Annotated in this window: 26 protein-coding genes; 16 read left to right on the top strand and 10 right to left on the bottom strand. The window is 68.2% G+C overall.

Annotation, left to right across the window (positions count from 1 at the left end; all coding sequences use genetic code 11):
- Positions 1–3: 3 nt before the first annotated feature.
- From AVMA1855_RS06925 to AVMA1855_RS06905, 5 genes are all read left to right on the top strand, one after another.
- Positions 4–600, top strand: coding sequence for an NADPH-dependent FMN reductase (locus tag AVMA1855_RS06925; protein WP_284425135.1), 597 nt, complete (start codon positions 4–6; stop codon positions 598–600).
- Between the two features lie 181 nt (positions 601–781).
- Entirely contained in the window at positions 782–1,048 is a 267-nt protein-coding gene (locus AVMA1855_RS06920) for a YkgJ family cysteine cluster protein (protein ID WP_284425288.1), read from the top strand.
- 353 nt (positions 1,049–1,401) lie between these two features.
- On the top strand, positions 1,402–2,715 hold the full coding sequence (locus AVMA1855_RS06915) for a DNA cytosine methyltransferase (protein ID WP_284425134.1): 1,314 nt from the start codon (positions 1,402–1,404) through the stop codon (positions 2,713–2,715).
- Positions 2,712–3,479 carry an ApaLI family restriction endonuclease gene (locus AVMA1855_RS06910; protein ID WP_284425133.1) on the top strand — a complete coding sequence of 256 codons (768 nt, stop codon included), beginning with the start codon at positions 2,712–2,714 and terminating at the stop codon, positions 3,477–3,479. Before AVMA1855_RS06915 ends, AVMA1855_RS06910 begins: the two co-directional genes overlap by 4 nt.
- Positions 3,440–3,943 carry an ApaLI family restriction endonuclease gene (locus AVMA1855_RS06905; protein WP_502870284.1) on the top strand — a complete coding sequence of 168 codons (504 nt, stop codon included), beginning with the start codon at positions 3,440–3,442 and terminating at the stop codon, positions 3,941–3,943. Before AVMA1855_RS06910 ends, AVMA1855_RS06905 begins: the two co-directional genes overlap by 40 nt.
- A 194-nt stretch (positions 3,944–4,137) precedes the next feature.
- Here the strand turns inward: AVMA1855_RS06905 and AVMA1855_RS06900 are convergent, their stop codons facing one another.
- The 3 genes from AVMA1855_RS06900 to AVMA1855_RS26605 form a co-directional block, all read right to left on the bottom strand.
- A complete protein-coding gene (locus tag AVMA1855_RS06900; protein WP_284425131.1) occupies positions 4,138–4,317 on the bottom strand; it encodes a hypothetical protein in 180 nt (59 codons plus the stop codon).
- Positions 4,318–4,504: 187 nt separating this feature from the next.
- On the bottom strand, positions 4,505–4,765 hold the full coding sequence (locus AVMA1855_RS06895) for a hypothetical protein (protein WP_284425130.1): 261 nt from the start codon (positions 4,763–4,765) through the stop codon (positions 4,505–4,507).
- 103 nt (positions 4,766–4,868) lie between these two features.
- Positions 4,869–5,021, bottom strand: a complete 153-nt coding sequence (locus AVMA1855_RS26605) for a helix-turn-helix transcriptional regulator (protein ID WP_349817096.1) — start codon at positions 5,019–5,021, stop codon at positions 4,869–4,871.
- A 154-nt stretch (positions 5,022–5,175) separates the two neighbouring features.
- On the opposite strand from AVMA1855_RS26605, the gene gstA reads away from it, so the two are divergent.
- Entirely contained in the window at positions 5,176–5,784 is a 609-nt protein-coding gene (gene gstA / locus AVMA1855_RS06890; RefSeq protein ID WP_284425129.1) for a glutathione transferase GstA, read from the top strand.
- A gap of 44 nt (positions 5,785–5,828) precedes the next feature.
- Here gstA and AVMA1855_RS06885 read toward each other — a convergent pair whose 3' ends face one another.
- Genes AVMA1855_RS06885 through tauA form a run of 3 tightly spaced genes read right to left on the bottom strand, consistent with a single transcriptional unit; the run spans position 5,829 to position 8,606 of the window.
- Positions 5,829–6,698: an ABC transporter permease subunit gene (locus AVMA1855_RS06885; protein ID WP_284425128.1), complete on the bottom strand. Its 870-nt coding sequence runs from the start codon at positions 6,696–6,698 to the stop codon at positions 5,829–5,831.
- 8 nt (positions 6,699–6,706) lie between these two features.
- Entirely contained in the window at positions 6,707–7,531 is an 825-nt protein-coding gene (locus AVMA1855_RS06880; RefSeq protein ID WP_502870296.1) for a taurine ABC transporter ATP-binding protein, read from the bottom strand.
- Positions 7,532–7,571: 40 nt separating this feature from the next.
- Entirely contained in the window at positions 7,572–8,606 is a 1,035-nt protein-coding gene (tauA, locus tag AVMA1855_RS06875) for a taurine ABC transporter substrate-binding protein (protein ID WP_284425127.1), read from the bottom strand.
- A 365-nt stretch (positions 8,607–8,971) separates the two neighbouring features.
- Between tauA and AVMA1855_RS06870 the strand changes: the two genes are divergently transcribed.
- From AVMA1855_RS06870 to AVMA1855_RS06855, 4 genes are all read left to right on the top strand, one after another.
- Positions 8,972–10,096 carry an alkene reductase gene (locus AVMA1855_RS06870; protein WP_284397273.1) on the top strand — a complete coding sequence of 375 codons (1,125 nt, stop codon included), beginning with the start codon at positions 8,972–8,974 and terminating at the stop codon, positions 10,094–10,096.
- Between the two features lie 95 nt (positions 10,097–10,191).
- Positions 10,192–10,497: an NIPSNAP family protein gene (locus AVMA1855_RS06865; RefSeq protein ID WP_284425126.1), complete on the top strand. Its 306-nt coding sequence runs from the start codon at positions 10,192–10,194 to the stop codon at positions 10,495–10,497.
- Positions 10,498–10,619: 122 nt separating this feature from the next.
- Entirely contained in the window at positions 10,620–10,997 is a 378-nt protein-coding gene (locus AVMA1855_RS06860; protein ID WP_284407815.1) for a hypothetical protein, read from the top strand.
- Positions 10,988–11,608: a hypothetical protein gene (locus tag AVMA1855_RS06855; protein ID WP_284407814.1), complete on the top strand. Its 621-nt coding sequence runs from the start codon at positions 10,988–10,990 to the stop codon at positions 11,606–11,608. The genes AVMA1855_RS06860 and AVMA1855_RS06855 overlap by 10 nt, the downstream gene beginning before the upstream one ends.
- Before the next feature lie 43 nt (positions 11,609–11,651).
- On the opposite strand, the gene AVMA1855_RS06850 is transcribed toward AVMA1855_RS06855, so the two are convergent.
- A complete protein-coding gene (locus AVMA1855_RS06850; protein ID WP_284425125.1) occupies positions 11,652–13,088 on the bottom strand; it encodes a sensor histidine kinase in 1,437 nt (478 codons plus the stop codon).
- On the bottom strand, positions 13,085–13,804 hold the full coding sequence (locus AVMA1855_RS06845) for a response regulator transcription factor (RefSeq protein ID WP_284397288.1): 720 nt from the start codon (positions 13,802–13,804) through the stop codon (positions 13,085–13,087). Before AVMA1855_RS06845 ends, AVMA1855_RS06850 begins: the two co-directional genes overlap by 4 nt.
- A gap of 112 nt (positions 13,805–13,916) precedes the next feature.
- Here AVMA1855_RS06845 and AVMA1855_RS06840 point away from each other — a divergent pair, with 112 nt between their 5' ends.
- The 3 genes from AVMA1855_RS06840 to AVMA1855_RS06830 all read left to right on the top strand — a co-directional run bounded on the left by AVMA1855_RS06840 (position 13,917) and on the right by AVMA1855_RS06830 (position 19,704).
- Complete coding sequence (locus tag AVMA1855_RS06840) at positions 13,917–15,275, top strand: TolC family protein (protein WP_284425124.1); 1,359 nt, start codon at positions 13,917–13,919, stop codon at positions 15,273–15,275.
- A gap of 77 nt (positions 15,276–15,352) precedes the next feature.
- Entirely contained in the window at positions 15,353–16,597 is a 1,245-nt protein-coding gene (locus tag AVMA1855_RS06835; protein WP_502870295.1) for an efflux RND transporter periplasmic adaptor subunit, read from the top strand.
- Positions 16,594–19,704, top strand: coding sequence for an efflux RND transporter permease subunit (locus AVMA1855_RS06830; RefSeq protein WP_284410071.1), 3,111 nt, complete (start codon positions 16,594–16,596; stop codon positions 19,702–19,704). The genes AVMA1855_RS06835 and AVMA1855_RS06830 overlap by 4 nt, the downstream gene beginning before the upstream one ends.
- Before the next feature lie 83 nt (positions 19,705–19,787).
- On the opposite strand, the gene AVMA1855_RS06825 is transcribed toward AVMA1855_RS06830, so the two are convergent.
- On the bottom strand, positions 19,788–21,443 hold the full coding sequence (locus AVMA1855_RS06825; protein WP_284425122.1) for a methyl-accepting chemotaxis protein: 1,656 nt from the start codon (positions 21,441–21,443) through the stop codon (positions 19,788–19,790).
- A gap of 106 nt (positions 21,444–21,549) precedes the next feature.
- Positions 21,550–23,895, bottom strand: coding sequence for a heavy metal translocating P-type ATPase (locus AVMA1855_RS06820; RefSeq protein WP_284425121.1), 2,346 nt, complete (start codon positions 23,893–23,895; stop codon positions 21,550–21,552).
- Positions 23,896–24,038: 143 nt separating this feature from the next.
- On the opposite strand from AVMA1855_RS06820, the gene AVMA1855_RS06815 reads away from it, so the two are divergent.
- The 3 genes from AVMA1855_RS06815 (at position 24,039) to AVMA1855_RS06805 (ending at position 25,677) form a co-directional block, all read left to right on the top strand.
- Positions 24,039–24,236 (top strand): heavy-metal-associated domain-containing protein, encoded by a 198-nt coding sequence (locus AVMA1855_RS06815; RefSeq protein ID WP_272566301.1) that lies wholly within the window; start codon positions 24,039–24,041, stop codon positions 24,234–24,236.
- Complete coding sequence (cueR, locus tag AVMA1855_RS06810) at positions 24,233–24,664, top strand: Cu(I)-responsive transcriptional regulator (protein ID WP_284425120.1); 432 nt, start codon at positions 24,233–24,235, stop codon at positions 24,662–24,664. Before AVMA1855_RS06815 ends, cueR begins: the two co-directional genes overlap by 4 nt.
- A gap of 254 nt (positions 24,665–24,918) precedes the next feature.
- Positions 24,919–25,677 carry an AlbA family DNA-binding domain-containing protein gene (locus AVMA1855_RS06805; RefSeq protein ID WP_284425119.1) on the top strand — a complete coding sequence of 253 codons (759 nt, stop codon included), beginning with the start codon at positions 24,919–24,921 and terminating at the stop codon, positions 25,675–25,677.
- Positions 25,678–25,791: the final 114 nt, after the last annotated feature.

Raw genomic sequence — 25,791 nt, 5'->3', positions numbered from 1 at the left:
GCCATGCAAAAACTCCTCGTCTTCGCGGGCAGTACCCGCCAGCAATCGTTCAACCGCCGTCTCGCCCGCGCCACCGCCGACATCGCGCGCGATGCCGGGGCCGACGTGACGCTGCTCGAACTGTCGGACTTCGACATCCCCATGTACAACGCCGACCTGGAAGCCGCCGGCACCCCGCCCGACGTGCTGCGCCTGAAGGCCGTGCTGGATGCCCACCCGGGCTGGATCATCTGCTCGCCCGAGTACAACGGCAGCTACACCGCCCTGCTCAAGAACACCATCGACTGGGCCTCCAGCCCCGTGGCCGGCCACCCGGTGTGGAGCGATGGCACCCGCCCCTTCCGCGGCAAGGTGGTGGGCATGCTGAGCGCCTCCAACGGCGGCCTGGGCGGCCTGCGCTCGCAGAGCCACCTGGCGCCCCTGCTCATCAACCTGGAGTGCTGGGTGGCCCCCCAGGCCTTCGCCCTGGGCCTGGCGGCCAGCGCCCTGGACGACCAGGGCGTCCTGGCACACGAGCCGCACCGCCAGCGCGTGCGCGCCGTGGTGGACCAGGTGCTGTGGGCGGCCGACCGGCTGGCCATTCCGGGCCTGCCCGCTTGAGGCAGGCCACCCAGGGATATGGCCCGAGCGGTGCCGCACCTCAATATCCACTATGGTATATAGCTATTATTTCAATAGCGAACAGATGTGGGGGTTGGTTGTGACCACTTGCCGGCCCGGCGGCCTCGATCACCACCCCGATCCCGGCATGCCTCAGGGCCAGCCGGTTGTCAGCCAAGCGATGTTAATGCAGTGCCGTGACCTTTGTGGCGCCTGCTGCACGGCACCGTCCATTTCCAGTCCCATCCCAGGAATGCCCGAGGGAAAACCGGCGGGTGTGAGATGTGTGCAGCTTGATGAGCAAGAGCGGTGCAAGATTTTCGGTCACCCCGAGAGGCCGGCTGTCTGCGCATCTCTCAAGCCGTGCCCCGACATGTGCGGCAATAGCCGCGAGCAGGCCATGCGCTGGCTTGGGCAGGTCGAGGCCGAGACGGCGCCAAAGCGCTGAGTGTGGCTCGAGGTCGCTGGCGACACGCCACCTTGCGGGCTGGACGTCCTCATCCACCCCAACACGCGCGCCAACGGAGGTGCCTTGCGGCCCCTCCATCGGCTCGGGCTGGACGCCCGTCCCGTACAGGGTGCCCGACCGCTTTCAGCGGCCGGGGGCGGGGGCGGGGCTAAGCCCCCGGGCGTCACCGGCCGTGGGCGGCCTGATTTCGCTGGGGCGAAATCTTCCTTCGGCTCCCCGGCTTCAAGTCGGCCGTGTGGGCACGGCGCTCCTTGAAGGGCTGCGACTGGACACCTTGGCCCCACCGCTTCGCGGCGGCACCTAAAGACGTGCCCTGCCGGTAAACTGGCTAGATGCACAGCTCCCACGCGCAATCCGACGACGTTCTCTCGTTCTTCTCCGGTGCCGGAGGCTTTTCTTATGGATTTGCTCTGGCTGGGTTGAAGCCGCTTTGTGGCGCAGAGATTGACCAGTATGCGTGCGCAACCTATGAGCGAAACGTTGGTAGCGACTGCCATAACGTTGACCTTTCGTCCATCGACCCTGAATACTTCCGAAAAATAGCCGGTGGGCGTGCCCCCTTTGCCGTCATCGGCGGACCTCCTTGTCAAGGGTTTAGCACGGCCGGGTCGCGTGACTCAAGCGACCCTCGCAATCGCCTGATATTCAATTATCTGAACATCGTTGACCGCCTGCGTCCGCGCTGGTTCATATTCGAGAATGTCGAAGGTCTACTTACATCCGGGCATGGCGCTGCTGTTTACGCCCTTGTGAAAGAGTTTCTTCGGATTGGGTATTCTGTTCGGGTTCAGAAGGTCAATCTGGCCGCCTACGGTGTTCCTCAAACACGAAAGCGCGTCTTGATAATCGGGAATTGCTTGGGAATTGACTTTGAGTTCCCGGAAGAAACGCAGTCGTATGCCTCTGGGAAGTCAAAGAAGCATAGCGGTAAGCCTTTTGCGCCTACGCTTGACGAAGCACTGGCTGGGTTGCCGGCAGCGGGAAAATCTCGGCAGGAAAAAATAAACTATTCGTCCGAAGTTCCAGTTAATGACTTCGACGCAAGAATGAGGTTAGGCAACAAAGGCGGCTCTTTGACCGAGCATTTTCAAAATGTTGATGTCAAGGATGACGAAATGTATTCGCTCCTTCGACCCGGTCAGACTATGAAGGACTTGCCTCAAGAGTATTGGCACGAGAGCTTCAGGCGTAGAGCCTTCCGACGTGTGCAAGACGGGACCCCAACCGATAAACGGGGTGGCGCTCCGTCGGGCGTGAAGCGCTTGAATGGTGACCTGCAGAGCCTGACTATCACTGGAGCGGCATCCCGAGAATTTATTCATCCTCATGAGAATAGGCCATTGACTATTCGCGAGTGCGCAAGAATTCAAACTTTTCCGGATTTATATTCATTTTCTGGTAACGCTGCGAGCGTTATTCAGCAGATTGGAAATGCTGTTCCGCCATTGGCGGCATCTGTTTTTGCTAGGCACCTTGAGATGCTTGACGGGAGATTTGGCTCAGGGGTCGCGTCGCCGCGCAAGGGTGATGCGCGACTTCTTGGATACATGCTTACGGAAGCATTCGGAATGAGTGAGGCACTTCAGAAGACCGAGTTGCTTCTGCGGGGTATTCAACAACAACAACTTGAATTTGGCGAATTATGAGTGAAACCCCATTGCGACTTTCTGCGGAAGAGTCGAAGTTTCTGACCAAGGTCACAACATTAGGTTCTGCGACAGCTCTGCCGGTAGTCATGAGTGCAGGTGAGTTTGCGAAACTCATCGGCATGGTCTACTACGATACAGAGCGTTTTTCGAAACTTGAGAAGATACACCCTGGCTTGGCTGCAAAGATAAATCCCGGGTTTGATTACTATTGCGTTCCCGATGGATGGTTTGAAGCCCCCATTCAGTTGGGTGAACTTGAGCATGTGGCGTTGATGCGCCAAGCCGCAATTGATATACCTGATTTTTTTACTTACCTTAGGTGTTTATCGGAGTTGCACAAGCGTCGGAAGAAATACACCAAGATTTTGTCCGCTCAACCAATGCCGACAATGGTTCAGGTGTCTCCACGCTCACTCATGGAATATGGTCACGTCGAACCTGAAGCACTTGCTTCATGGTTGACCTGGCGAAAATTCTTCTATGACCTAGATAACAGATCGGCGCAGGAGACAGGCTACCTTTTCGAACCTATTCTTGCAGCCGCTATAGGCGGGGAGCCTAAAGGGAACCTCTCAAAACCCCTGTCTCAGCCACTTGGCGCGCTTACAAATCACGAGTTACGGCGTTCAAGCCTTGCAAATTCGGAAGTTTTGAGAGGTTCCCTAAAGGCTCACGGGCCAAGGTTGTCAAGCGCACCGACGACCCTTCGAAGGGACGTCAGGTGGACTGCTGGAAGGCAGTGCCGGGCAGGCCACCGCTAGCTTATGAATTTAAACTGCGAGTGACCATTGCAGCGAGTGGCCAAGGGCGCATTGGTGAAGAACATCAGTTTGCCGTTGATTGCAAAACCTCAGGCGCCGTCCCAGTTCTGGTGATATTGGACCCAACTCCAAATCCGACTATGGCGGGTCTGAAAGCTGTGTATGAAGCTAATGGTGGGCATGCCTACATCGGCGATGAAGCTTGGGCGCATTTGGAGGCCGAGGCAGGTGCAGTGATGGCGCGGTTCATTGAAAAGTATGTGAGAGCGCCAGTAACCGAGATATCTGCGTTTGAGAAGACGATTAACGGCGACCCAGCGAAGCGTCGTATTCAGCTGCTGGATTTTGGCGCTCGCGCCTCTGCCGGTGAAATAAGGATTAGTCTCGGTTCACACAAGCGCGTGATTGTCCGCAACGAGGACCAATCTCTAGCAGATGACTCCGAGGATGGGGAAGAAGACTAATCGTACCCAGCGGTGGCACCCGGGTGCTGCGTCCACAACGCTGTAACCAGGTAACGACTGCAGGGGTAGTTTTGCCGGATGACTGTTACCCGGATTGGTCTGCCGCCATGCTGTTCACCACGAATAAAAAGCATTCTCCAAAGAAGCAGGTGCGGGTTTAATTTTCTTCGAAGAACACCCAAAAAGAAGCGTGTTCAGAGAAGTCGTTCCTTGCGCCAGAACCCCTTGGCAAAAACCAAAGAAGAAGTCGCCCAACGGGCGACAATCACCCGCATGCGGTGCTTGCCCGGGTTGGCTTGGCTGCTGCGGGTGATGAGGGGAAAGGGTCGCTGCGCGCCCCACAGCCAAAGGTCAGGAGCATGGGGTGCCGGCATGGGCTGGCGTGCTTGCTGAAAAAGCGCCGGCCAGGGGTAAGACTGGCCGGCGTGCGCGGGTGAGCGCCGTGTTTCATCAGTCGCCGCACCAGAGGTCGCCCATGTCCGGCATGTCGTCGTCGAACCGTTGCGCAGGCGGCGCTTTGGGCGCGGGAGCTGCTTTGCTGGCCTTGGTCTGTTTGCGCCGCTACAGCGCCTCACGCTTCTTCTGCTCCAGCACGGCGGCGCCTTGCTTGATGCGCGCCCGCGTCCGGCACTCGAACAGGATTTTGGAACCACGCCCGAAGGGTTCCCGCTTGATGGGGCCCAGCGTTTCGAGGTCGGCCAGGTAGCCGCGGCACGGCGCTTTCATCCTTTCCTGTCCGGCGAACGTCGTGTTGTCCTCGTAGTGGCACGAGGCCAGTGCGACATGGGCATACAAGGTGACGTTGTCGATGAGATCCACCATGGCGAAGAGCAGTGCGCGCGGCAGGCAGAAGTAGCTGTGTCTTTGCCGTAGCGCTCATACCAGCGGTTGTTCAGCGCGTACGGGATGCGGGTGCCGCGGCGCTTCATTGCTGCCCCCCCGTTTCGAGGGCCTGTTCCAGCCAGGCTTCAACCTCAGCAGCGTTGAAGAAGACGAGGCGGCTACCAGTCAGGCTGCGGGCCTTCGGGAAGTCGCGGTGGGCGCACCAGTTTTCAAGGGTGCGGGTGGAAACGCCCAGGGCCCTCGACCAGGGCGGCTTTGTGAATGTAGTTGCCCTGCACTACTCGAGCCAGCTGGAGGCGGTCACGCGCCCGGCGCCCCCGCCTTCAGCGGCCTCGGCCGCTTCCGGCTAGCATGCGGAGCTTGTCCAACACCACACCTTCGGGTCATCCATGAAGCTCTACTACAGCCCCGGCGCCTGCTCGCTCTCCCCCCACATCGCCCTGAACGAAGCGGGCCTGGCCTTCACCCCCGTGCTGGCCAGCACCAAGAGCCACAAGCTGCAAGACGGCACGGACTACTACACGATCAACCCGCTGGGCTACGTGCCCCTGCTGGAGTTGGACGACGGCACCCGCCTGCGCGAAGGCCCGGCCATCGTGCAATACATCGCCGACCAAGCCCCCCTCAAGAACCTGGCCCCCGCCAATGGCACCCTGGCCCGCTACCGCCTGCAGGAATGGCTGACCTTCATCGGCACCGAACTGCACAAGGGCTTCAGCCCGCTATTCGGTTCGTCCACGCCCGAGGAATACAAGACCACCGTGCGCGAAAAGCTCCTGTCGCGCCTGCAGTGGGTGGACAGCCAGCTCGACGGCAAGGAATGGCTCATGGGCGAGCATTTCTCGGTGGCCGACGGCTACCTGTTCACCGTCGTCGGCTGGGGCAAGGTGGTGGGCCTGGACACGTCCCACCTGACCCACCTGTCGGCCCACCATGCCCGCGTGGGCGCCCGCCCTGCGGTGCAGGCGGCCCTCAAGGCCGAAGGCCTGCTCAAGTAAGCCAGACCAACGGCGGGGGTCGGGCGTGCCTTCGGTGCCTGGATTCAGGCACGCCCCTTCCACGGCACCAGCCGCGCCTCGGCCCAGCGCACGGCCAGGTCGAAGGACCAGGCCACCAGGCCGATCACCAGAATGCCCATCACCACCAGGTCAGTGCGCAGGAAGTTCGAGGCGTTGAGCACCATCTGCCCCACGCCCACGGTGGCGGCCACCATCTCGGCCGCCACCAGCGTCGTCCAGCCAAAGCCCAGGGCGATGCGCAGGCCCACCAGGATCTCCGGCAGCGCCGCCGGCACCACCACATGCCACACCACCTGCAGGCGGCTCGCGCCCAGCGAAGCCGCGGCATTGAGCTGCTCGGTGCTGGCGCTGCGCACGCCGGCCTTGGCCGCCAGGGCGATGGGCGCGAAGCACGCCAGGTAGATCAGCAGCACCTTCGACGCCTCGTCGATGCCCAGCCAGATCACGATGAGCGGCAGGTAGGCCAGGGGCGGCAGGGGCCGGTAGAACTCGATCGGCGGGTCAAACACCCCGCGCGCGGTGCGGCTCACCCCCATGGCGATGCCCACGGGCACGGCCGTCACGGCGGCCAGCGCGAACGCGCCGAACACGCGCAGGGCGCTCCACTGCAGGTGCACCCACAGCGGCTCGCCGCCCTGGATCCGCCCGTGCCAGGCATCGGAGAACGCCCGCGCCACGGCGCTCGGCGCAGGCAGGAACAGCGGCGGCACCCAGCGCCAGTGCGTGGCGGCCCACCACAGGGCCAGCAGCGCCACGACGCACAGGGCGCTCAAGGCCCGGCTGCTGCCCGCACCGGGCCGCAGGAAGGGCGACACGGGGCGCACCGTGGCCGGATCAGGCTCCGTGGCCAGGGGCCGCAGCGCCGCGTCCTGCGGGGCCGTCGGCTGACCCATCCCCCCACTCATGCGCCCGCCCCCACGGGCCGCCCGGGCACCCCGGCCTGCGGCCCGACCCAGTCGAGCACCCGCTCGCGCCAGGCGATGAAGTCCGGGCTGGATTTCACAGCGCGCGCCGCCTGGCCGCCCAAATGGGCGCGGTTGAACGCCAGGGCCTGCTCGCGCACGATGCGGCCCGGGCGGGGCGACATCACCACCAGGCGCGAGGCGAGGAACAGCGCCTCCTCCACGTCGTGGGTGATGAAGAAAATGGTCTTGCCCGTGCGCTGCCACAGCCGCAGCACCAGTTCCTGCAGCGATTCGCGCGTGAAGGCGTCGAGCGCGCCCAGCGGCTCGTCCATCAGCATCACGTCCGGGTCGCTGGCCAGCACGCGGGCAATGCCCACGCGCTGCTGCATGCCGCCCGACAGCTGCCACACGGGCGCCTGGGCGAACGCCTCCAGCCCCACCAGGGCCAGCGTCTCGGCCGCCACCGTCCGGCGCGTTCCACGTGGAACACCGCGCAGCCGCAGGCCCAGCGCCACGTTGTCGATCACGTTGAGCCAGGGCATCAGCGCATGCTTTTGGAACACCACGCCGCGCTCGGCCCCCGGCCCGCGCACCACGCGCCCGCCCAGCGCGATGTGTCCCGCCGAGGCCGGCGTGAATCCGGCAATGCAGTTGAGCAGCGTGGTCTTGCCGCAGCCCGATGCGCCCAGGGCGACGACGAGTTCGCCCGCGGCGATGTCCAGGTCCACGCCGGCGAGCGCCAGCACCGGCGCGGCCCCGCGCGCGCCGGCGTAGCGCACGCTCAGGCCGCGGATGACCAGATCGCCCGCGCCATGGGCCACGGGCGGCAAGGCCGCAGGGTCTTCGCCCGCGGCCAGCAGGCTACTTCGCACGCTGCACCCAGGTGGGGTTCACGCCCACCGAATAGTCGGGCAGCACGGTCTGGATGGTGCCCTGCTCTTTCAGGAAGGCGGCCGTGGCGGCCAGCGACTGGGCCGCCACCGACTGCGCGCCGCCGCCCAGCCATTTCGGCGAGGCCTGCTCGGCCGGCGGCACGAAGGCATACAGCGCCAGGCTGGCAGGCACCGTGGGCGCCTCGGCGCCGGTCCACTTCGCCACCGCCTTGACCTGGGGCGAATCGGCCGTCCAGGCGGCCTTCTGGGCCGTGTACGCGCGGTCGGCATCGGCCAGCACCTGCACGAACTGGGTCAGGAAGGCATCGTGCTCGCGCGCGAACGGCTTGGACACAGCCAGCGCATCGAACGTGGCCTTGCCGGTCTGCGCGGCGATCTGGCCCGAGGTGGCGATCACCGTGCCGCTTTGCTTGGCCTTGGCCAGCACCGGGTCCCACACGAACGTGGCGTCGATGTCACCGCGCTCCCACGCCGCCAGGATCTCGGGCGGGCGCAGGTTCACGATCTTCACGCCCTTGGGGTCCACGCCCGCCGCCTGCAGTGCCACCAGCGTGTGGAAGTGCGTGGTCGAGACGAACGGCAGGCCGATCTTCTTGCCCTTCAAGTCCGCCAGCTGCCTCACGCCCGAGCCGTTGCGGGCCACCAGGGCCTCGGCCTCGTGGATGTCGTCCAGGATCCAGAACACCTCGATGGGCACGCCCTGCGACAGCGCCGAGGCGAACGGCGAAGACCCCGCCTCGCCGATGTGGATCGCACCGGGGGCCAGTGCGCGAACCACCTCGGCCCCACTGCCCAGCTTGCGGTAGGTGACCTGGTAGCCCGTGCGCTTTTCGACCTCCCGGGTCTCCTGCGCATAGCGCCACGGCACGACCATGTCCTGGTAGCCGATCACCACCTCCTTCTTGCCCTGCGCCCCGGCCGCCGCGCAGAACAAGGTGGCGCCCAGCAGGGCGGAAAGGCCGCGCACGGCGGCCCTGCGGGTGGCGGAGAACGGGGATTGCATGGGGGGTTCCTTGGAGCAAAAGAGAGGGGCACCCGCGACGGGCAGCCCCTGGGGCGCAGGGTGCGCGGGCCGGGCCGTCGATGGGCCCTTGCGCAAAATTCTAGGAACCGGCCCCCGCGCCGCATGCGCCCGTTTCGCGCATCGATATCCGGAAAACGCATCAGCGCGCCGCAGCACGCCAGCGGCGCGCGGGGGGGCACCGCCGCCGCTAGCACAGTCGGCAAATCCTTGGGGTCGCCAGTGCACTGCAGCCTTCGGGAAATGGCGGTAAGTTCGTGTCCCTGGCTTGGAACGGGCCCGGCCCCGCGCCACCCCGGAGCCCAGGCCCCGTTTTTTTCCTGTCCCTCCAAAGAAAGCACCCTGTCATGACGACTCTCTTCGATCCGGTCCAGGCCGGCGATCTGCACCTGGCCAACCGCATTGCCATGGCGCCGCTCACGCGCAACCGCTCGCCCGAGGCCATCCCGAAGGACATCACGGCCACCTACTACGCCCAGCGCGCCACCGCCGGCCTGCTCATCACCGAAGCCACCGCCATCAGCCACCAGGGCCAGGGCTATGCCGACGTGCCGGGCCTGTACGGCACCGAGCAGCTCGATGGCTGGAAGCGCGTGACCGAGGCCGTGCACGCACGCGGCGGCAAGATCGTGACCCAGCTGTGGCACGTGGGCCGCATCTCGCACAACGACCTGCAGCCGGACGGCGGCAAGCCCGTGGCCCCATCGGCCATCACCGCCAAGTCCAAGACCTACCTGGTGGACCGCGCGACCGGCAAGGGCCAGTTCGTGCCCACGTCCGAGCCCCGCGCGCTCGATGCGGGCGAGCTGCCCGGCATCGTGCACGACTACGCCGCCGCCGCGCGCAACGCGGTCGAGACGGCGGGCTTCGACGGCGTGGAGATCCACGGGGCCAACGGCTACCTGCTGGACCAGTTCCTCAAGACCGGCGCCAACCAGCGCACGGACGACTACGGCGGCAGCATCGAAAACCGCGCCCGCCTGCTGCTGGAGGCCACGCGCGCCGCGGTCGATGCCATCGGCGGCGGCAAGGTGGGCATCCGCCTGTCGCCCGTGACGCCGGCCAACGACATCGCCGATGCCGACCCGCAACCCCTGTTCGACTACGTGATCCGCCAGCTCGCACCACTGGGCCTGGCCTACATCCATGTGATCGAAGGCGCCACCGGCGGCCCGCGCGAAGTGGAAGGCCGCCCCTTCGACTACGCCGCGCTCAAGGCCGCCTACCGCGCGGCCGGCGGCAAGGGCGCGTGGATGGTGAACAACGCCTACGACGGCGCCCTCGCCACCCAGGCGGTGGCCAGCGGCGATGCCGACATCGTCGCCTTCGGCAAGCCCTTCATCTCCAACCCGGACCTGGTCGAGCGCCTGCGCCAGAACGCACCGCTCAACGCATGGGACCAAAGCACGTTCTACGGCGGCGGCGAGAAGGGCTACACCGACTACCCCACGCTGGCGGAAAAGGCCGCCTGACGCGCGCCGCAGCGTAAAGTGCCCGCTGGCACGGCCCGCCACGGCTCCGAAGGCCCGGCGGGCTTTTTTCGTCCCCCTCTTTTCACGGCACCCCCATGATCACCTGCTACCTGCGCTACGTCATCGACCCCCACCAGCTCGCCGAATTCGAGCACTACGGCAAGCTCTGGATCCCGCTGGTGGAGAAATTCGGCGGCCAGCACCACGGCTATTTCCTGCCGTCCGAAGGCGCGAACAACATCGCGCTGGCGCTGTTCACCTTTCCCTCGCTGGCGGCGTACGAGACCTACCGCGCGCAGTCGATGCAGGACCCGGAATGCCTCGCCGCCTTCCGCTACGCGCAGGAAACGCGCTGCATCCTGAGCTACGAGCGCAGCTTCTTCCGGCCCGTTTTCGAATGATGGGTACGGAGCTTGATATTTAGTTACGTCATCTTGCAATTTTGAAGGCTGCGTGCATCCGAACCTCTTTATATTTCGTTCCGCTTGACAGAATTCAAACGCATTCAAAAAGGAGGTTCTCCATGTCCAATCCCGTTGCCAAGGGCGACGCTGCCGACAAATCGCAGGATGAACTCAGAGCGATGATCGAATCGTTCTTCCGGTTCGCCCATGTCCAAGTGCCGTGGGACGGCACCGTGAACGACAGCGTGGCCCTCGTGTTCCACCAGATGCTGTTGGAAACCGCCAAATGTTCCAAGGCCATGTCTTTCGTTCCCCGCCCCGCAGGCGGGCCGCCTTCCGTGCTGTGGCTTGCTACGCAGTTGGCGACCACAGGCTATCGGAACATCGAAAACAAATTCACCGTTTCCTGCGCCAAGAAAGTCATTGGCAATTTCCGCTCCCCTTTCGAACTGGCAGCCACGGGCATCGCGGCCCTGAGGTTCATGCCATGCGCCTGAAGCCGCTGCTTTTCTGCGCCCTGCTGCACGCATCGCTGGTAGGCTCCGCCTTCGCCGGCGAGAAGGGCATGCTGGAAAACCGCGATTGGCCGCCGTACCAGCGTTGCTCCGGATGCGTGGCCTTGCAGTACGGCTGGTTGGAACTGAAAGTCCCCCGGCATCTGGTGGGCAAGTTCTTCGTGCCGCCAGGGGGGGATCCCTTCGTCATCCTCGCGCCCACCGAGAACAACATGCCCGACGGCCTCGTGGACGGCCCCATTATTCAACTGAAGGATTTCGCCAAGCTGCAAGAGCTTTACCAAAAGCTAGGCGTGCTGGAAAAGCATGGCATCCAGACGCCGCTGGCGTTCTACGAGTTGCTGGGGCAGGCCAATTTGGGCGATCCCGTGATCGACCGGGCCCGCAAGGTCGAGGGCATTGCGAATTCGGTGCACTACGAGAAATTCTCCAAGGGCCCCTTCACCGCCATCCGCATCCAGGACATAGAGCCCAGCCGGGATCTTCTGTACATCTTCACCCCCGATCCCGAGCACTACTACATGGTGTCCGGGCGCCTGTCGCCCGCGCTGTTCAGGCAACTGATGTCGCATCTGAAATTGGTCAAGTTCTGACCCGCAGCCGTGCATGCTGCACATCCCGACGCGGGCACTGCACTCACCCAGCGAACACCAGTCGCACGCACAGGCCTTCGCCCTGCGGGCCCGGCTCCAGCGCCAGGCGCACGCCCAGCAGTTCGGCATAGCGCGCCACGATGGCGAGCCCCAGGCCCGCGCCCTGCCCCAGGCGCTCGCCCTCGCGGCCCTGGGCCCAGCGCTGCAGCAGGTTGGTGCGCTGCGCGGCCGACAGGCCCGGGCCGTTGTCGACCACGGCCAGCACGGTGGCTTCGCGGCCATCGGCCGTGGCCTCGCGCGAGATTTCCACGGTCACGCGGGGCCGCGTGCCGGCGCCCGGGCGGCCGTAGCGCAGGGCGTTGTCGATCAGGTTGCCCAGCACCCCCTCGATGAGCAGCGGCTGGCCCTGCACGACCACGGGCTGGTCCAGGCCGGTGGCGCCCAGGTCCACGCCCGCCGCATCGGCGCGGGGCAGAAAGCGCAGCACGGCGTCGCGCGCCAGCTCGTCCAGGGCCACGGGCTGGCGGGGCATGGCGCCGCGGGCCTCGTCGGCCAGGGCCAGCGCGAGCAGCTGGTCCACCAAGTGGCTGGCGCGGGCCTCGCTGTCGGCAATGCCGGCCAGCTGCTCGCGCCACACGGCGGGGTCCCTGTGGGCCAGGCCGTAGCCCGCCAGCGCGCGGATGCCCGCCAGCGGGGTGCGCAGTTCGTGCGCCACGTTGCCGGCGAACTCGCGCTGCGCGCGCACCCCCTGGGCCACGCGCGCGAGCAGGTCGTTCACCGCAGCGCCCAGGTGCTGCACGTCGCGGGTGGAGGCCTCCACGGGCACGGGGGCCAGGTCGCGCGCGTCGCGCCGGTCCAGCGCCTGCTGGAACGCGGCCAGGGGCTGCAGGTCGCGCTGGATGGCGCGGCGCAGCCACACGGCCAGCGCCACCAGCAGCAGCAGTTGCGACACGCCCGAGTACAGCAGCACGCTGCGCAGCATGGCGCTGCGGCTGTGCACCGTCTGCGCGGTGACGACCTCGAACGGCAGGGGCTCGCGCACATCGAGCCGCACCGCGCGCAGCGCCCGGCCATGGAACTGGATGTCGGAGAACCGGTAGGCCTCGTCGCCGCGCGGCGGCGGCACCGGCATGCCGCCGGCGTTGCCCGCCAGCATGGAGCCATCGGGCCGCAACACCGCGAAGTACACCGTCTCCACCTGGTCGAACAGCACGGCCTTGACCTCGCGCGAGGTGAGCGCGAAATCGAGCCCATCACCCTTGGCGCGCACGTTGGCGGCCACCGCGTAGGCATCGTCGAGCAGCGAGCGGTCGAACGCGCGCTGGGTGAAGGCATTGGCCAGCAGCACCGAGCCGGCCGTGCCCACCAGCCACGTGAGGCCCAGCGGCACCAGCACGTGGCGCAGCAGCCGCGCCTGCAGCGAGCGGGGCTCGCGCTGCGCGGGCGCCGGCGGGGGCGAGGGGGGGTTGGTGGCGGTCATGGCGCGCCGGGCCCGCCCGCCTCGGGCTCCACCATGTAGCCCAGGCCGCGCAGCGTGCGGATGCCCGCGCCGCTGCCCTGCAGCTTCTTGCGCAGGCGGGAAATGAAGGCCTCCAGCGCGTTGTCGCCCAGGGCCTCGTCGAAGTCGGAGAGCTTGTCCGACAGGGTGCGCTTGCTCACCACGCGCCCGGGCGGCGTCATCAGCTCCCACAGCACCTCGAATTCGCGCGCGGGCAGTTCGGCCGGCGCGCCGTGCAGGGTGAAGCGGCGCGCCCGGCGGTCCAGCACCAGGGCGCCGACGGCGGCGCGGTCGTCCGCGCCCAGCGTGCGCCGGGCCAGGGCGCGCAGGCGGGCCTCCACCTCGGCCAGATCGAAAGGCTTGCCCAGGTAGTCGTCGGCGCCGGCATCCAGGCCGGCGATGCGCTCCTCGGTGCGGTCGCGCGCGGTGAGCACCAGCACCGGCGTGCGGTCGCCCCGGGCCCGCGCCGCGCGCAGCACCGTGAGGCCGCTGGCCGTTGCACTGGTGAGGGCACTGCCCGGCGGGCCGCCCTGCGGCAGGTTCAGGTCCAGCAGCACGGCATCGAAGGGCTGCACGCTCCAGAAGTGGTGCGCCTCGGCCACGCTGGCGGCGGCATCCACGCGGTGGCCCGCATCGGTCAGGCTGCGCAGCATCACGCCGCGCAGCACGTCATCGTCTTCCACGACCAGGATTCGCATGGGTTGGGGCTGGGTTGTTGGGCGGCTGTGCGGTGCGCCGGGGCAAGGGGTACGCAGTTTCCGCAGTCCCGAGGTCAGGTAGCGGTCAGGCACCCCCGCCGATAAACGCGGCATGAGCATACGACACCCCTGCATCCTCCTTTGCGCCCTGGCCTGCGCACTGCCGGGCTGGAGCCAGACCCGCGCCTCCGACAGCACCGCAGCGCCGGTCGCCACGGCCCCTGCCGCTGCCCCCCTGGCGCCACAGTGGACGCTGGCGCAGGCCCTGGCCGCCGCCCGCGACAACAGCGACGTGATCCAGTCCCGCCAGGCCCTGGCCGCGGCGCGCGCCGACGTGCTGAGCGCCGACCATGCCCCCTTGCCGGTGTTCAGTTCCAAGGCCACCTCCATGGACCTGCAGCACGGCCTGGGGCCCGGCAACATGCTCACGCGCAAGCGCATCGACAAGTCGGTGGGCATCGACTGGACCTGGGAGCGCGGCAACAAGCGCGAGCTGCGCACGCAGGCCGCCCAGCGCGCCGCCGATGCGGCCCAGGCGGATGTGGAAGACACGCAGACCCAGCAGCTGCAGGCCGCACTCGCCGCCTACTACGATCTGCTGGCCGCGCAGGAGCGGGTGCGCGAAACCGCCGAGATCGAACGCAGCGTGGCCGAGCTGGCCCGCCTGGACGACCGCCGCGTGAAGGCGGGCGACCTGTCCGCGCAGGACGCGTCGCGCACCCGCATCGAGGCCGAACGCGCCCGTGCCGACACGCAAGCTGCCACGCAGCTGCAGGAGCAAGCCGCGCTGGCGCTGGCGCAGGTCACGGCCAGCAGCCTGGCGGTGCAGGCCGGCGGCACCGACTGGCCCGCCCTGCCCCCGGCCGCAGTCTCGGGCGCGGTCCCCGGCAGCGGCCCGCTGGACGGCGGCGGCGACCTGGGCGCATGGGCCGAGGCCCGGGCCGACGTGCGCGCCGCCATCGCCCGCGTGCAGTCCGCCCAGGCGGCGCTGGACAACGCCAGCGCCCTGCGCAAGTCCGACTGGACGGTGGGTGCCTCGGTGGACCACTACCCCGGCACCTCCAACCGCCTGCTGGAAGTGCGCGTGCAGATCCCGCTGCAATGGGGCTACCAGTTCCAGGGCGAGATCGGCCGCGCCCAGGCCGAGCTGACCCGCGCGCAGGACGCGCTGGACAACACGCGCCGCCTGGCCCTGCTGGACCTGCAGCACCTGCAGCAGGCCGCGCTGAGCGCCGCGCGCCGTGCCGCCAGCTACGACGAAGGCGTGCTGCCGCGCGCCCGCCAGGTGGCGCAGAGCGCCGAGCTGGCCTACCGCAAGGGCGCCATGCCGCTGACCGACCTGCTGGACGCCCAGCGCACCCTGCGCGCCACGGCGCTGGAGGCGCTCTCGGCCCGTGCCGACTATGCCAAGGCCCAGGGCGCCTGGCTGCTGCGCACGCAGCCGCAAGCCCTGCTGGGCAGCCTGCCCTGAACGCCCCGCCCCAAGTCCAGCCACACCAATCCATGCCCCGCCGTTCCCCTTCCACCTCTCGTATCGCGAAGTCCACCATGGTGCACCCTGCCCTCTCCCTCCCGCGCCTGACCACCTGCGGCCTGCTCGTCCTCGCCCTGGGCGGTGGCGCGCTGCTGCAAGGCTGCAGCAAGGCCGCCGAACCCGCCGCGGCGCCGGAAGCCGCACCGCCCATCGCCCAGTCGGGGCAGTTGCGCTTTCCGCCCGGCCACCCGCAACTGGCGCTGCTGACCGTGGCCCCCGCGCGCGCAAGCAAGGACATCGCCGTGGACCTGCCCGCACGCCTGGTGTGGAACGAGGAACGCACCCAGCGCGTATACCCCGCGTTCGCCGGCCGCGTCACGGCCATCCGCGCCGACCTGGGCCAGTCGGTCAAGGCGGGCGCGCCGCTGGCGCTGCTGGCCTCGCCCGACTTCGGCCAGGCCCAGGCGGACACGGCCAAGGCCCGCGCAGACCAGTCGTTCGCCCAGCAGGGCCTGCGCCGCCAGCGTGAACTGTTCGAAGCCGGCATCGTGGCCCGCAAGGACCTGGAGCAGGCCGAGGCCGACGCCGCGCGCGCCCAGGCCGAAGTGGCCCGCGCCGCCGCGCGCACCAGCCTCTACGGCGGCGGCAACGCCGTGAACCAGCAGCTCGCGCTCACGGCCGGCATGGCGGGGGTGGTGGTGGAGCGCAACCTCAATCCCGGCCAGGAGGTGCGGCCCGACCAGTCCGGCCCCGGCAACCCGGCGCTGTTCGTGGTGACCGACCCCGCCTCGCTGTGGGTGCAGATCGACGCGCGCGAGGGCGACCTGGCCTCGCTGCGCCCCGGCGACAGCTTCACCCTGCAGGTGCCCGCCTACCCCGAGGCCACCTTCACCGGCCGCGTGACCGCCGCGGCCGACGCGATCGACCCCGGCACGCGCACGCTCAAGGTGCGCGGCGTGGTGCCCAATGCCGACCGGCGCCTGAAGGCCGAGATGCTGGCCACCGTGCACGTGCAGGAAAGCCGCGAGGGCGGGGTCGTCATCCCCGCCGCCGCCGTGACCCTGAACGGCACGCAGCACACCGTTTATGTGCAGCGCGAGCCCGGCGTGTTCGAGCCGCGCAAGGTGGTGCTGGGCTACGAAGGCCCGCGCGAGGTGGTCGTCTCCCGCGGGCTGGAAGCCGGCGAGAAGGTGGTGGCCGAGAACGTGCTGCTGCTGGCCCGCCAGTTCCAGGCCGCCGAGGAAGATGCGCCCGCACCGGCGCCCGGCGCGCCCGCCAGCCAAGCGGGCGGCAAGGCGGAAGGGACGGCCAAGCCATGAGGCGCCTCATCCACTACGCGCTGCACCAGCCGCTGTTCATCGTGCTGGGCACGGTGCTGTTCGCCCTGGCGGGATTCATCTCGTTCAAGAACCTGTCCGTCGAGGCCTTTCCCGACGTGACGGACACCCAGGTGACGGTGATCGCCCTGTACCCGGGCCGCGCGCCCGAGGAAGTCGAAAAGCAGGTCACCCTGCCCATCGAGACGGCCCTGGCAGGCCTGCCCAATTCGATCCGCGTGTTCTCGCACACGCAGTTCGGCCTGTCGTTCAGCGTGGTCACGTACGACGACGCGGCCAACACGAACATCGTGCGCCAGCAGGTGGCCGAGCGGCTGTCCAGCATCGACCTGCCGCCCGGCGTGCAGGCCGAGATCGCGCCGAACGCCACGCCGGTGGGCGAGATCATGCGCTATCGCCTCAAGGGCGACGGCCTGTCGACCACCGACATCCGCACCGTGGAGGACTGGACGGTGGAGCGCGCGCTGCGCCAGGTGCCCGGCGTGGCCGATGTGGTGGCCATGGGCGGCTCGATCAAGCAGTACGAGGTGCAGCCCGACATGGACCGGCTGCGCGCCTACAAGGTCACGTTCCAGAACCTGCTGGACGCGCTGGGCCGGGGCAACGCCAACGCCGGCGGCAGCTACGTCGCGCAGGGCGCGCAGCAGTACACCATCCGCGGGCTGGGCCTGCTGCGCTCGGCCGACGACATCGGCCGCATCGTGGTGGCCTCACGCAACGGCACGCCCGTGCTGATCCGCGACATCGGCCAGGTCAAGATCGGCGCCGTGCCGCGCCTGGGCGTGGTCGGCCAGGACCTGGACGACGACGTGGTCACCGGCATCGTCGTGATGCGCAAGGGCGAGAACCCGAGCGTGGTGCTCAAGGGCGTGAAGGACCGCATCGCCGAACTGAACGCGCGCGGCCTGCCGCCGGGCGTGCAGATCGTGCCGTTCTACGACCGCACCTGGCTCATGGACAAGACGCTCACCACGGTGTTCCACAACCTCGTGGAAGGCGCGCTGCTGGTGGCGCTGGTGCTGTACATCTTCCTGTCCAACCTGCGCGCCAGCCTGGCCGTGGTGGTGGTCATTCCGCTGGCCCTGCTCTCGACCTTCATGGGCCTCAAGATCATGGGCGTGCCGGCCAACCTGCTGAGCCTGGGCGCCATGGACTTCGGCATCATCGTGGACGGCGCGGTGATCGTGATCGAGAACATCATGCACCGCCTGGCCGAGCGCGGCGAGGACATGGACGACCGCGACCGGCGCGACACCATCATCGAGGCCGCCGGCGAAGTGGGCCGGCCCACGCTGTTTTCGATGCTCATCATCATCGCGGCGCACATCCCCATCTTCGCGTTGCAGCGCCACGAAGGCCGCATCTTCCAGCCCATGGCGCTGTCGGTCTCGGCCGCGCTCGTCGGCTCGCTGATCTTCTCGCTCACCCTGGTGCCACTGCTGGCCTACTGGATGCTGCGCAAGAAGCTGCCGCACGGCGACAACCGCGTGGTCACCTTCGCCAAGCGCGCCTACGCCCCGGTGCTGGACTGGGCCCTGGCCCGCCGCCGCACGGTGGTGGTGATCGCGCTGGCCGTGTTCGGCCTGGCGCTGGTGGCCGCCTCGCGCCTGGGCTCGGAGTTCCTGCCCGAGCTGGACGAGGGCACCACCTGGGTCAACTTCACCCTCTCGCCCAACGTCTCCACCGACGAGGCGGCGCGCGTGCTGCGCATGGCCCGCAAGGCCCTGCTGAGCGTGCCCGAGGTGCGCACCACGGTCTCCAAGGCCGGTCAGCCCGAGGACGGCACCGACCCCAAGACCATCTCCATGGCCGAGATCTTCGTGGACGTGAAGCCCGAGGACCAATGGCGCCCCGGCATGACGCGCGAGAAGATCACCGAGGAGATGGGCCGCGCGCTGTCGGCCATCCCCGGCATCGACCCCGCGTTCTCGCAGCCCATCCGCGACAACGTGCTGGAGTCGATCTCGCAGATCAAGGGCCAGATCGTCATCAAGCTCGCGGGCGACGACCTGGTGGAGATGAAGCGCATCACCGACGAGATCGCACGCGAGATCAAGCAGGTGCAGGGCGTGGCTCGCGCCGAGATCGACCGCGACGGCCAGGTGCCGCAGCTGCTGCTGGACATCGACCGCGACCGCGCCGCGCGCTACGGTCTGAACGTGGGCGACATCCAGGACGTGATCGAGGCCGCCCTGGCGGGCAAGGCCGCCACCAGCCTGTGGGAGGGCGAGCGCAAGTTCGCCGTGGCCGTGCGCCTGCCCAAGGACGAGCGCGTGATCTCCAACCTGCCGCGCACCCCCATCGCCACGCCCGACGGCGGCTACGTGCAGTTGGGCGACGTGGTGCACATCCGCGAGGGCACGGGCGCCATGAACATCGCCCGCGAGGCCGGGCGCCGCACCACGGCCATCGGCATCTTCATCGCGGGCCGCGACATGGGCTCGGTGGTGGCCGACATGAAGGCCCGCGTGGAAAAGAACGTCAAGATCCCGTCCAACTACCAGGTCAACTGGTCGGGCGAGTTCGAGAACCAGGAACGCGCGATGAAGCGCCTGTCGGTGGTGGTGCCCATCTCGCTGCTGCTGATCTTCGTGCTGCTGTTCGATGCCTTCAAGTCGTTCAAGATGGCCTCGCTGATCCTCATCAACGTGCCGCTGGCGCTCATCGGCGGGTTCATCGCGCTGTGGGTGTTCGGCATCCCGCTGTCGGTGTCGGCCGCCATCGGCTTCATCGCGCTGTCGGGCCAGGCGGTGCTCAACGGGGTGGTGATGCTGTCGGTGTTCCAGCAGCTGCAGTCGGGCGGCATGGCCGTGGTCGATGCCGTGCGCCAGGGCTCCATGCAGCGCCTGCGCACCGTGCTGATGACCGCCATGCTGGCCATGCTGGGCCTCCTGCCCATGGCCCTGTCGCACGAGATCGGCTCGGAGACGCAGCGGCCCCTGGCCATCGTGGTGATCGGCGGGCTGGTGACGGCGACGCTGCTGACGCTGGTGGTGCTGCCGGCACTGTATGTGGCGTGGTTCGGGCCGCGCAAGGGCCGTGCCGATGAACCCTCGCCCGGCGGTGAGCCCCCCAGGGCGTTGACCTGAAAGCCCCCCGGCCCGCGCCGCCACGGCGCCGGTCGGGGAAACAGGGAACAGGAAAGGCCGGGAGAACCGGCCCTCCCGCCGGGTCAGCCCCCGGTGAGCTGCGGCCGCACCGGGCCGCTGGAGGCAGGCAGGCCCTGCAGCGCCGCACCAGCGTGCACGGACGCGTAGGCCTGCCCGTCGGCCAGATGGAACTGCTGCACCACCTGCGACAGGCGCGCGGCCTGCTCGCGCAGCGATTCGGCGGCGGCGGCGGATTGCTCCACCAGCGCGGCGTTCTGCTGCGTCATGCGGTCGATCTCGCCCACCGAGCCGTTGACCTGGCCGATGCCGGCGGTCTGCTCGGCCGAGGCGGAATTGATCTCACCGATGATGTCGGACACGCGCTGCACGCTGTCCACGATTTCCTTCATGGCCGCGCCGGCGTCCTCGACATGGCGCACGCCGCCGTCCACCGCGGTCACGCTGGAGCTGATCAGCGCCTTGATTTCCTTGGCCGCTTCGGCCGAGCGCTGGGCCAGGCTGCGCACCTCGCCGGCCACCACGGCGAAGCCGCGGCCCTGTTCGCCCGCGCGGGCCGCTTCCACGGCCGCGTTCAGCGCCAGGATGTTGGTCTGGAAGGCGATGCCGTCGATCACGCCGATGATGTCGCTGATCTTGCGGCTGGAGCTGGAGATCTCGTGCATGCTGGCCACGGCCTGCTGGACCACGCTGCCGCCGCGCGTGGCGATGCCCGAGGCGGACGACGCCAGCTGGTTGGCCACCTGCGAGGAGGATGCCGTCTGCTGCACTGTGGTGGTGAGCTCCGCCAGCGAGGCCACGGCCTCCTGGGCGTTGCTGGCCGTCTGCTCGGTGCGGCCGGACAGGTCCTGGTTGCCGGTGGCGATCTCGGCGCTGGCGGTGGCGATGCTGCCGCTCGCATCGCGCACCTGCGAGACCAGCGCCCCCAGGCCCTGCTGCATGTCGTCCAGCGCGCGCTGCAGGTCGGCCACTTCGTCGCGGCCCTCCACCTGCACGCGCTGCGAGAGGTCGCCGCCGGCGATGGCCTGCGCCATGCGCCGGGCCTCGGCCAGCGGACGGCAGATGGACACCATGTTGAGCAAGGTCAGCGGCACCACCACCACGATGGTGATGAGCACCGCCAGCACGAACAGCCACTGGGTTTCGCCGGACACCTGCTTTTGCCGGGCGGCCACCTCGGCCACCTCGTTGCGCAGGCTGGTATCGAGCTGGACCATGAGCTTGTCGGCCTCGGCGAACTCGGCCACGGCCTTGCCGCTCATGCGGTTGGCGATGGTGGCCGTGTCGTAGCCGCCGGCCTCCAGCTGCCGCGCCACGTGCGCGAACTGCTCACGGTAGCTGTCCAGCCGCTTGACGATGTCGCGCACCAGGGCGTTGTCCGGGTCTTCGGGGCCTTCGAGGAAACGGGCCGCGACCTTCTTGGCGCGGTCCAGGCTGGCCAGCCAGGCCGTGTGCGCCTGCTTGACGCCTTCGGGCTTCTCGTACTGGATGATCATGTCCTTCTCGAACTGGCGGATGGCCCCCATCTCGCCGCGCAGCTCGGCCATGTAGCCCACCTCGGAGAAGGAATTCGCCATGAATTCCTCGCTCATCGCGTGGATGCGGAACATGCCCAGCATGCCTGCGCCCCCCAGCAATCCCAGCAATCCCAGCACCACGCCGATCGCACCCAGCATGCGTACCCGGATGGAAAAACCCCGCATGAGCGAAAAGAAATTCATAGTTGTCGTCCTCTAATCTCTTCGGTGACCAGCAAAAGGATGCCCACCATATGCAACCAAACGTTGCAGTGTGCCAGACCTGCCGACTTTTAACCGAATGTAACTATCAAACGCGCCAGCGCTTCAATAGCAAAGCGTTCGCCATCACACTCACCGAGCTGAGAGCCATGGCCGCGCCCGCCACCACGGGGCTCAGGTAGCCCAGTGCGGCCAGGGGAATGCCGGCCACGTTGTAGGCAAACGCCCAGAACAGGTTCTGCCGGATCTTGGCGACCGTGCGGTGCGAAATGTCCAGCGCCGCAGCCACCAGCCGGGGGTCGCCGCGCATCAGGGTGATGCCCGCGGCCTGCATGGCCACATCGGTGCCGTTGCCCATGGCCATGCCCACGTCGGCGGCGGCCAGGGCCGGCGCGTCGTTCACGCCGTCGCCCACCATGGCCACCGCGTGGCCTGCCGGTCGGTGAGCGCCCGGCCCCGCCAAGGCCTCGGACCGCAGGCGCGCCACGCACGCCGCCTTGTCGCCGGGCAGCACCTCGGCCATCACCTCGCCGGCATCCGGGTCCAGCCCCAGGCGGCGCGCCATGGCCTCGGCCGCGCCCCGGTGGTCGCCCGACACCATCACCACGCGCAGGCCGCGCGCCCGCAGCGCCGCCAGGGCCTCGCGCGCGCCGGGCTTGGGCTCGTCGCCGAAGGCCAGCAGCGCCCGCAGCACCCACGCCGGGCCGGCCGTACCCTCGCCCGTTGGCACTTCGCCCGGCGGTGCCTCGGCCACCGCCGACACGGTGGCGCCAGCCGATTGCAGCGCGGCGGCGGGTCCGGCCAGGGCGCCCAGCGGCACGCCCAGTTCCTCCATCCAGCGCAGGCTGCCCACGCGGAAATGGCGCCCGGCCGCCGTGCCCTCGGTGCCGCGGCCCGGCACGGCGCTCACGGCCTGCGGCGCGGGTAGCTGCAAGCCGCGGCGGCGGGCCTCCTGCACCACGGCGCGGGCCAGCGGGTGTTCGCTGCCGCCCTGCACGCCGGCCACCGCCGCGAGCAACGCGTCACCGTCCTGCCCGGGCGCCACTTCGAAGGCCGTCAGCCGGGGCTGGCCCACCGTCAGCGTGCCCGTCTTGTCGAAGGCGACCGTGCCCACGCGGTGCGCGCGCTCCAGCGCCTCGGCGTCCCGGATCAGGATGCCGTGCCGGGCCGCCACGCCCGTACCCGCCATGATGGCCGCCGGCGTCGCCAGGCCCAAAGCGCAGGGGCAGGCGATCACCAGCACCGCCACGGCGTGGATCACCGCCGCCTCGCCGCCGGCGCCCACCCAGAGCCAGCCCAGCAGCGTGGCCAGCGCGATGCCCAGCACCACCGGCACGAACACCGCCGACACCCGGTCCACCAGCCGCTGGATCGGCGCCTTGCCGGCCTGCGCGTCTTCCACCAGCCGGATGATGCGGGCCAGCACCGTCTCGGCCCCCACGGCCGACACCTGCACCACCACCCGCCCGTCGCCGTTGATCGAGCCGCCCGTGAGCGCCTCGCCCGCGGTGCGCGGCACCGGCAGTGGCTCGCCGGTCAGCATGGATTCATCCACCTGCGTGTGCCCCTCCAGCACCGTGCCGTCCACGGGGATGCGCTCGCCCGGGCGCACCACGATCCGGTCGCCGGCCATCACCTCGGCCACGGGCACGTCCACCTCGCCATCGGCACCCACCAGGTGCGCCACGTCGGGCCGCAGGGCGTGCAGCGCCCGGATGGCCGCCGTGGTCTGGCGCTTGGCCCGCGCCTCCAGCCACTTGCCCAGCAGCACCAGCGTGATCACCACGGCCGAGGCCTCGAAGTACAGGTGCGGGGCGTGGCCGGCGGGCGCGGTCAGCCACAGCCAGAGCGACAGCCCGTAGCCCGCGCTGGTGCCGATCGCCACCAGCAGGTCCATGTTGCCGGCGCGCGCCTTGAGGGCGTGCCACCCCGCCTTGTAAAAGCGCGCGCCCAGCCAGAACTGCACGGGCGTCGCCAGCAGCCACTGCAGCCATGCCGGCAGCATGCCGTGCGGGCCGAGCAGCGCGCCGAAGCGCTCCGGTAAGAGGCCCAGCAGCATCGGCAGCACCAGCGGCGCCGACAGCGCCAGCCCCAGGGCCACCGGCCCGAAGCCCGCCCAGGGCGACTGGCCGCGCGCCTCGGCGTCCTGCGCCTGCGGGGCGCGGGGCTCGTAGCCCGCGTTGCGCACCGCCCGGCGCAGTTGCGCCTCCATCGCCGCGCCCGCACCGGCCACACCGGCAGCACTGGCCGCATAGACCACATGGGCCCGCTCGGTCGCCAGGTTGACCGTGGCCTCCTGCACGCCCGGCACCTTGCGCAGTGCGCGCTCCACCCGGCCCGAGCAGCTCGCGCAGGTCATGCCGCCGATGCCCAGGTCGAGCGTGCCCGGGGCGGAATCGGAGGGGGATGGCGGGGCGGTGGGTGTCGGGTTCATGGGGGGCACCTTAAACCTTGACGCGATGGCAAGGTCAAGCGCCCCGCGGAAAGCACGGGGCCGCTTGACTCTGCCACCATGTCAGGGTTCATGATGCAGGCACCCTTCTCCCTTTTTCCTCCACCCACTGAACGGAGCACCCCATGCAACACCATCTCCAAGTCACCGGCATGACCTGCGGCCACTGCGAACGCGCCGTCGTCCACGCCGTCCGCCAGGTCGATCCCGACGCCACCGTGCAGGTGGATCTGGCCCAGGGCAAGGTGGTCGTCGAGAGCGACCGGGCGCGCGACGCGCTGGCCGCCGCGATCACCGAAGAGGGCTACACGGTCGCCGCATGAGCGCCACGGCCGCACCGCAGGGCGGCCCGGTGCCCATCGGCACCGCGGCCGAGCGGGCCGGGGTCTCGCCGCGCATGGTGCGCCACTACGAGGCCCTGAGCCTGCTGGCCGGCGTGGCGCGCACCGGCAGCGGCTACCGCCAGTACACCGAGGCCGACGTGCACACCCTGCGCTTCATCCGCCGCAGCCGCGACCTGGGGTTCTCGATGCAGGAGATCGCCACCCTGCTCGGCCTGTGGCAGGACAAGCGCCGCGCCAGCGCCCACGTCAAGCAGATCGCCCAAGCCCACATCGACGACCTCGCCCAGCGCATCGCCGCCATGCAGGCCATGCAGCGCACGCTGCAGTCGCTGGTGGGCTGCTGCCAGGGGGACGAGCGGCCAGACTGCCCGATCCTGGACGACCTGGCGGGACCGACGGGAAGTTAGCTCATCTTTTGATAGCTAACTGCGCTAGGTGGATATGCGCTGAAGGCAAAACCAGGCCGAATTTTTTAGGAGCACTCAACGGCATGCCGTGGCAGACTTGCCGCTTTGCTTGCAACGCCCCGCGCGCAGTCCCATGCTCACCGGTGAATGGAGGAACAAGGTCGATCCGGTGGAACGCCCTCAATCCGCAGGCATCACTCGAAGCACGCCAATGCCACTGAAATCTTCAGCCTCACCGCACCCCATCCACTGCCATGCCCACTTCCGTCGCCCAGCTTGAACAATGGTTGCTTGAACCCGAAGGCCAGCGCCTGGAGTTCAAAGAGGCCAAGCAGCGCTACGATTTTGAAAAGCTGCTCAAGTACTGCGTGGCCCTGGCCAACGAAGGCGGCGGCACCATGGTTCTGGGCGTGACGGACAAGCGGCCTCGGCGCATCGTCGGTTCGCTGGCCTTTGATGCGCCAGAGCGCACGGAGGCGGGCTTGCACCAGCGGCTAGGGCATCGCATCCCGGTCGAAGAGCTCCGTCTGCCTGAGGGACGGGTGGTGATCGTGCATGTCCCTGCCCGGCTACCGGGCACGGCGTGGGAGATCGACGGCCAATACTTCAAACGCGCAGGCGACGACCTCGCAGCATTGAGCAGCCAGGAACTGCGCGACATCTTTGCCGAGACTGGCCCGGACTTTTCTGCCCAGCCCTGTCCTGGCGCCACGCTGGCGGATCTGGACTCTGAATCCATAGCGCTCTTTCGCGAGCGCTGGGCGCGCAAGAGCGGCGACATCCGCAGGCACGACTTGAGTGACCAGCAAACCCTGCGCGATGCCGAGCTATTGGTGGATGGCGACCGTGTGAGCTATGCGGCGCTCATCCTGTTTGGCACGCGCGCGGGCCTCACACGGTGGCTGGCCCAGGCTGAGCTGGTGTTTGAATACCGCTCATCCGAAGCCGCTGGCCCGGCTGCGGACAGGGAGGAATACCGCGCAGGCTTTTTTGCTTGGCATGACCCGTCCTGAATGAGGTTGACACCTTTCTGTTCATCAGAAAGGAAAGTCAAGTGGATCAATGGGTTAAGAGAACGCAGAAGGACTACACACTGGCCTTTAAGCTGGCGGTGGTGGATCAGGTAG

This window comes from Acidovorax sp. SUPP1855, assembly GCF_030158955.1.
Taxonomy (GTDB): domain Bacteria; phylum Pseudomonadota; class Gammaproteobacteria; order Burkholderiales; family Burkholderiaceae_C; genus Paracidovorax.
Note: the sequence above shows the minus strand (reverse complement) of the source record. Positions and strands in the feature narration are given on the sequence as shown.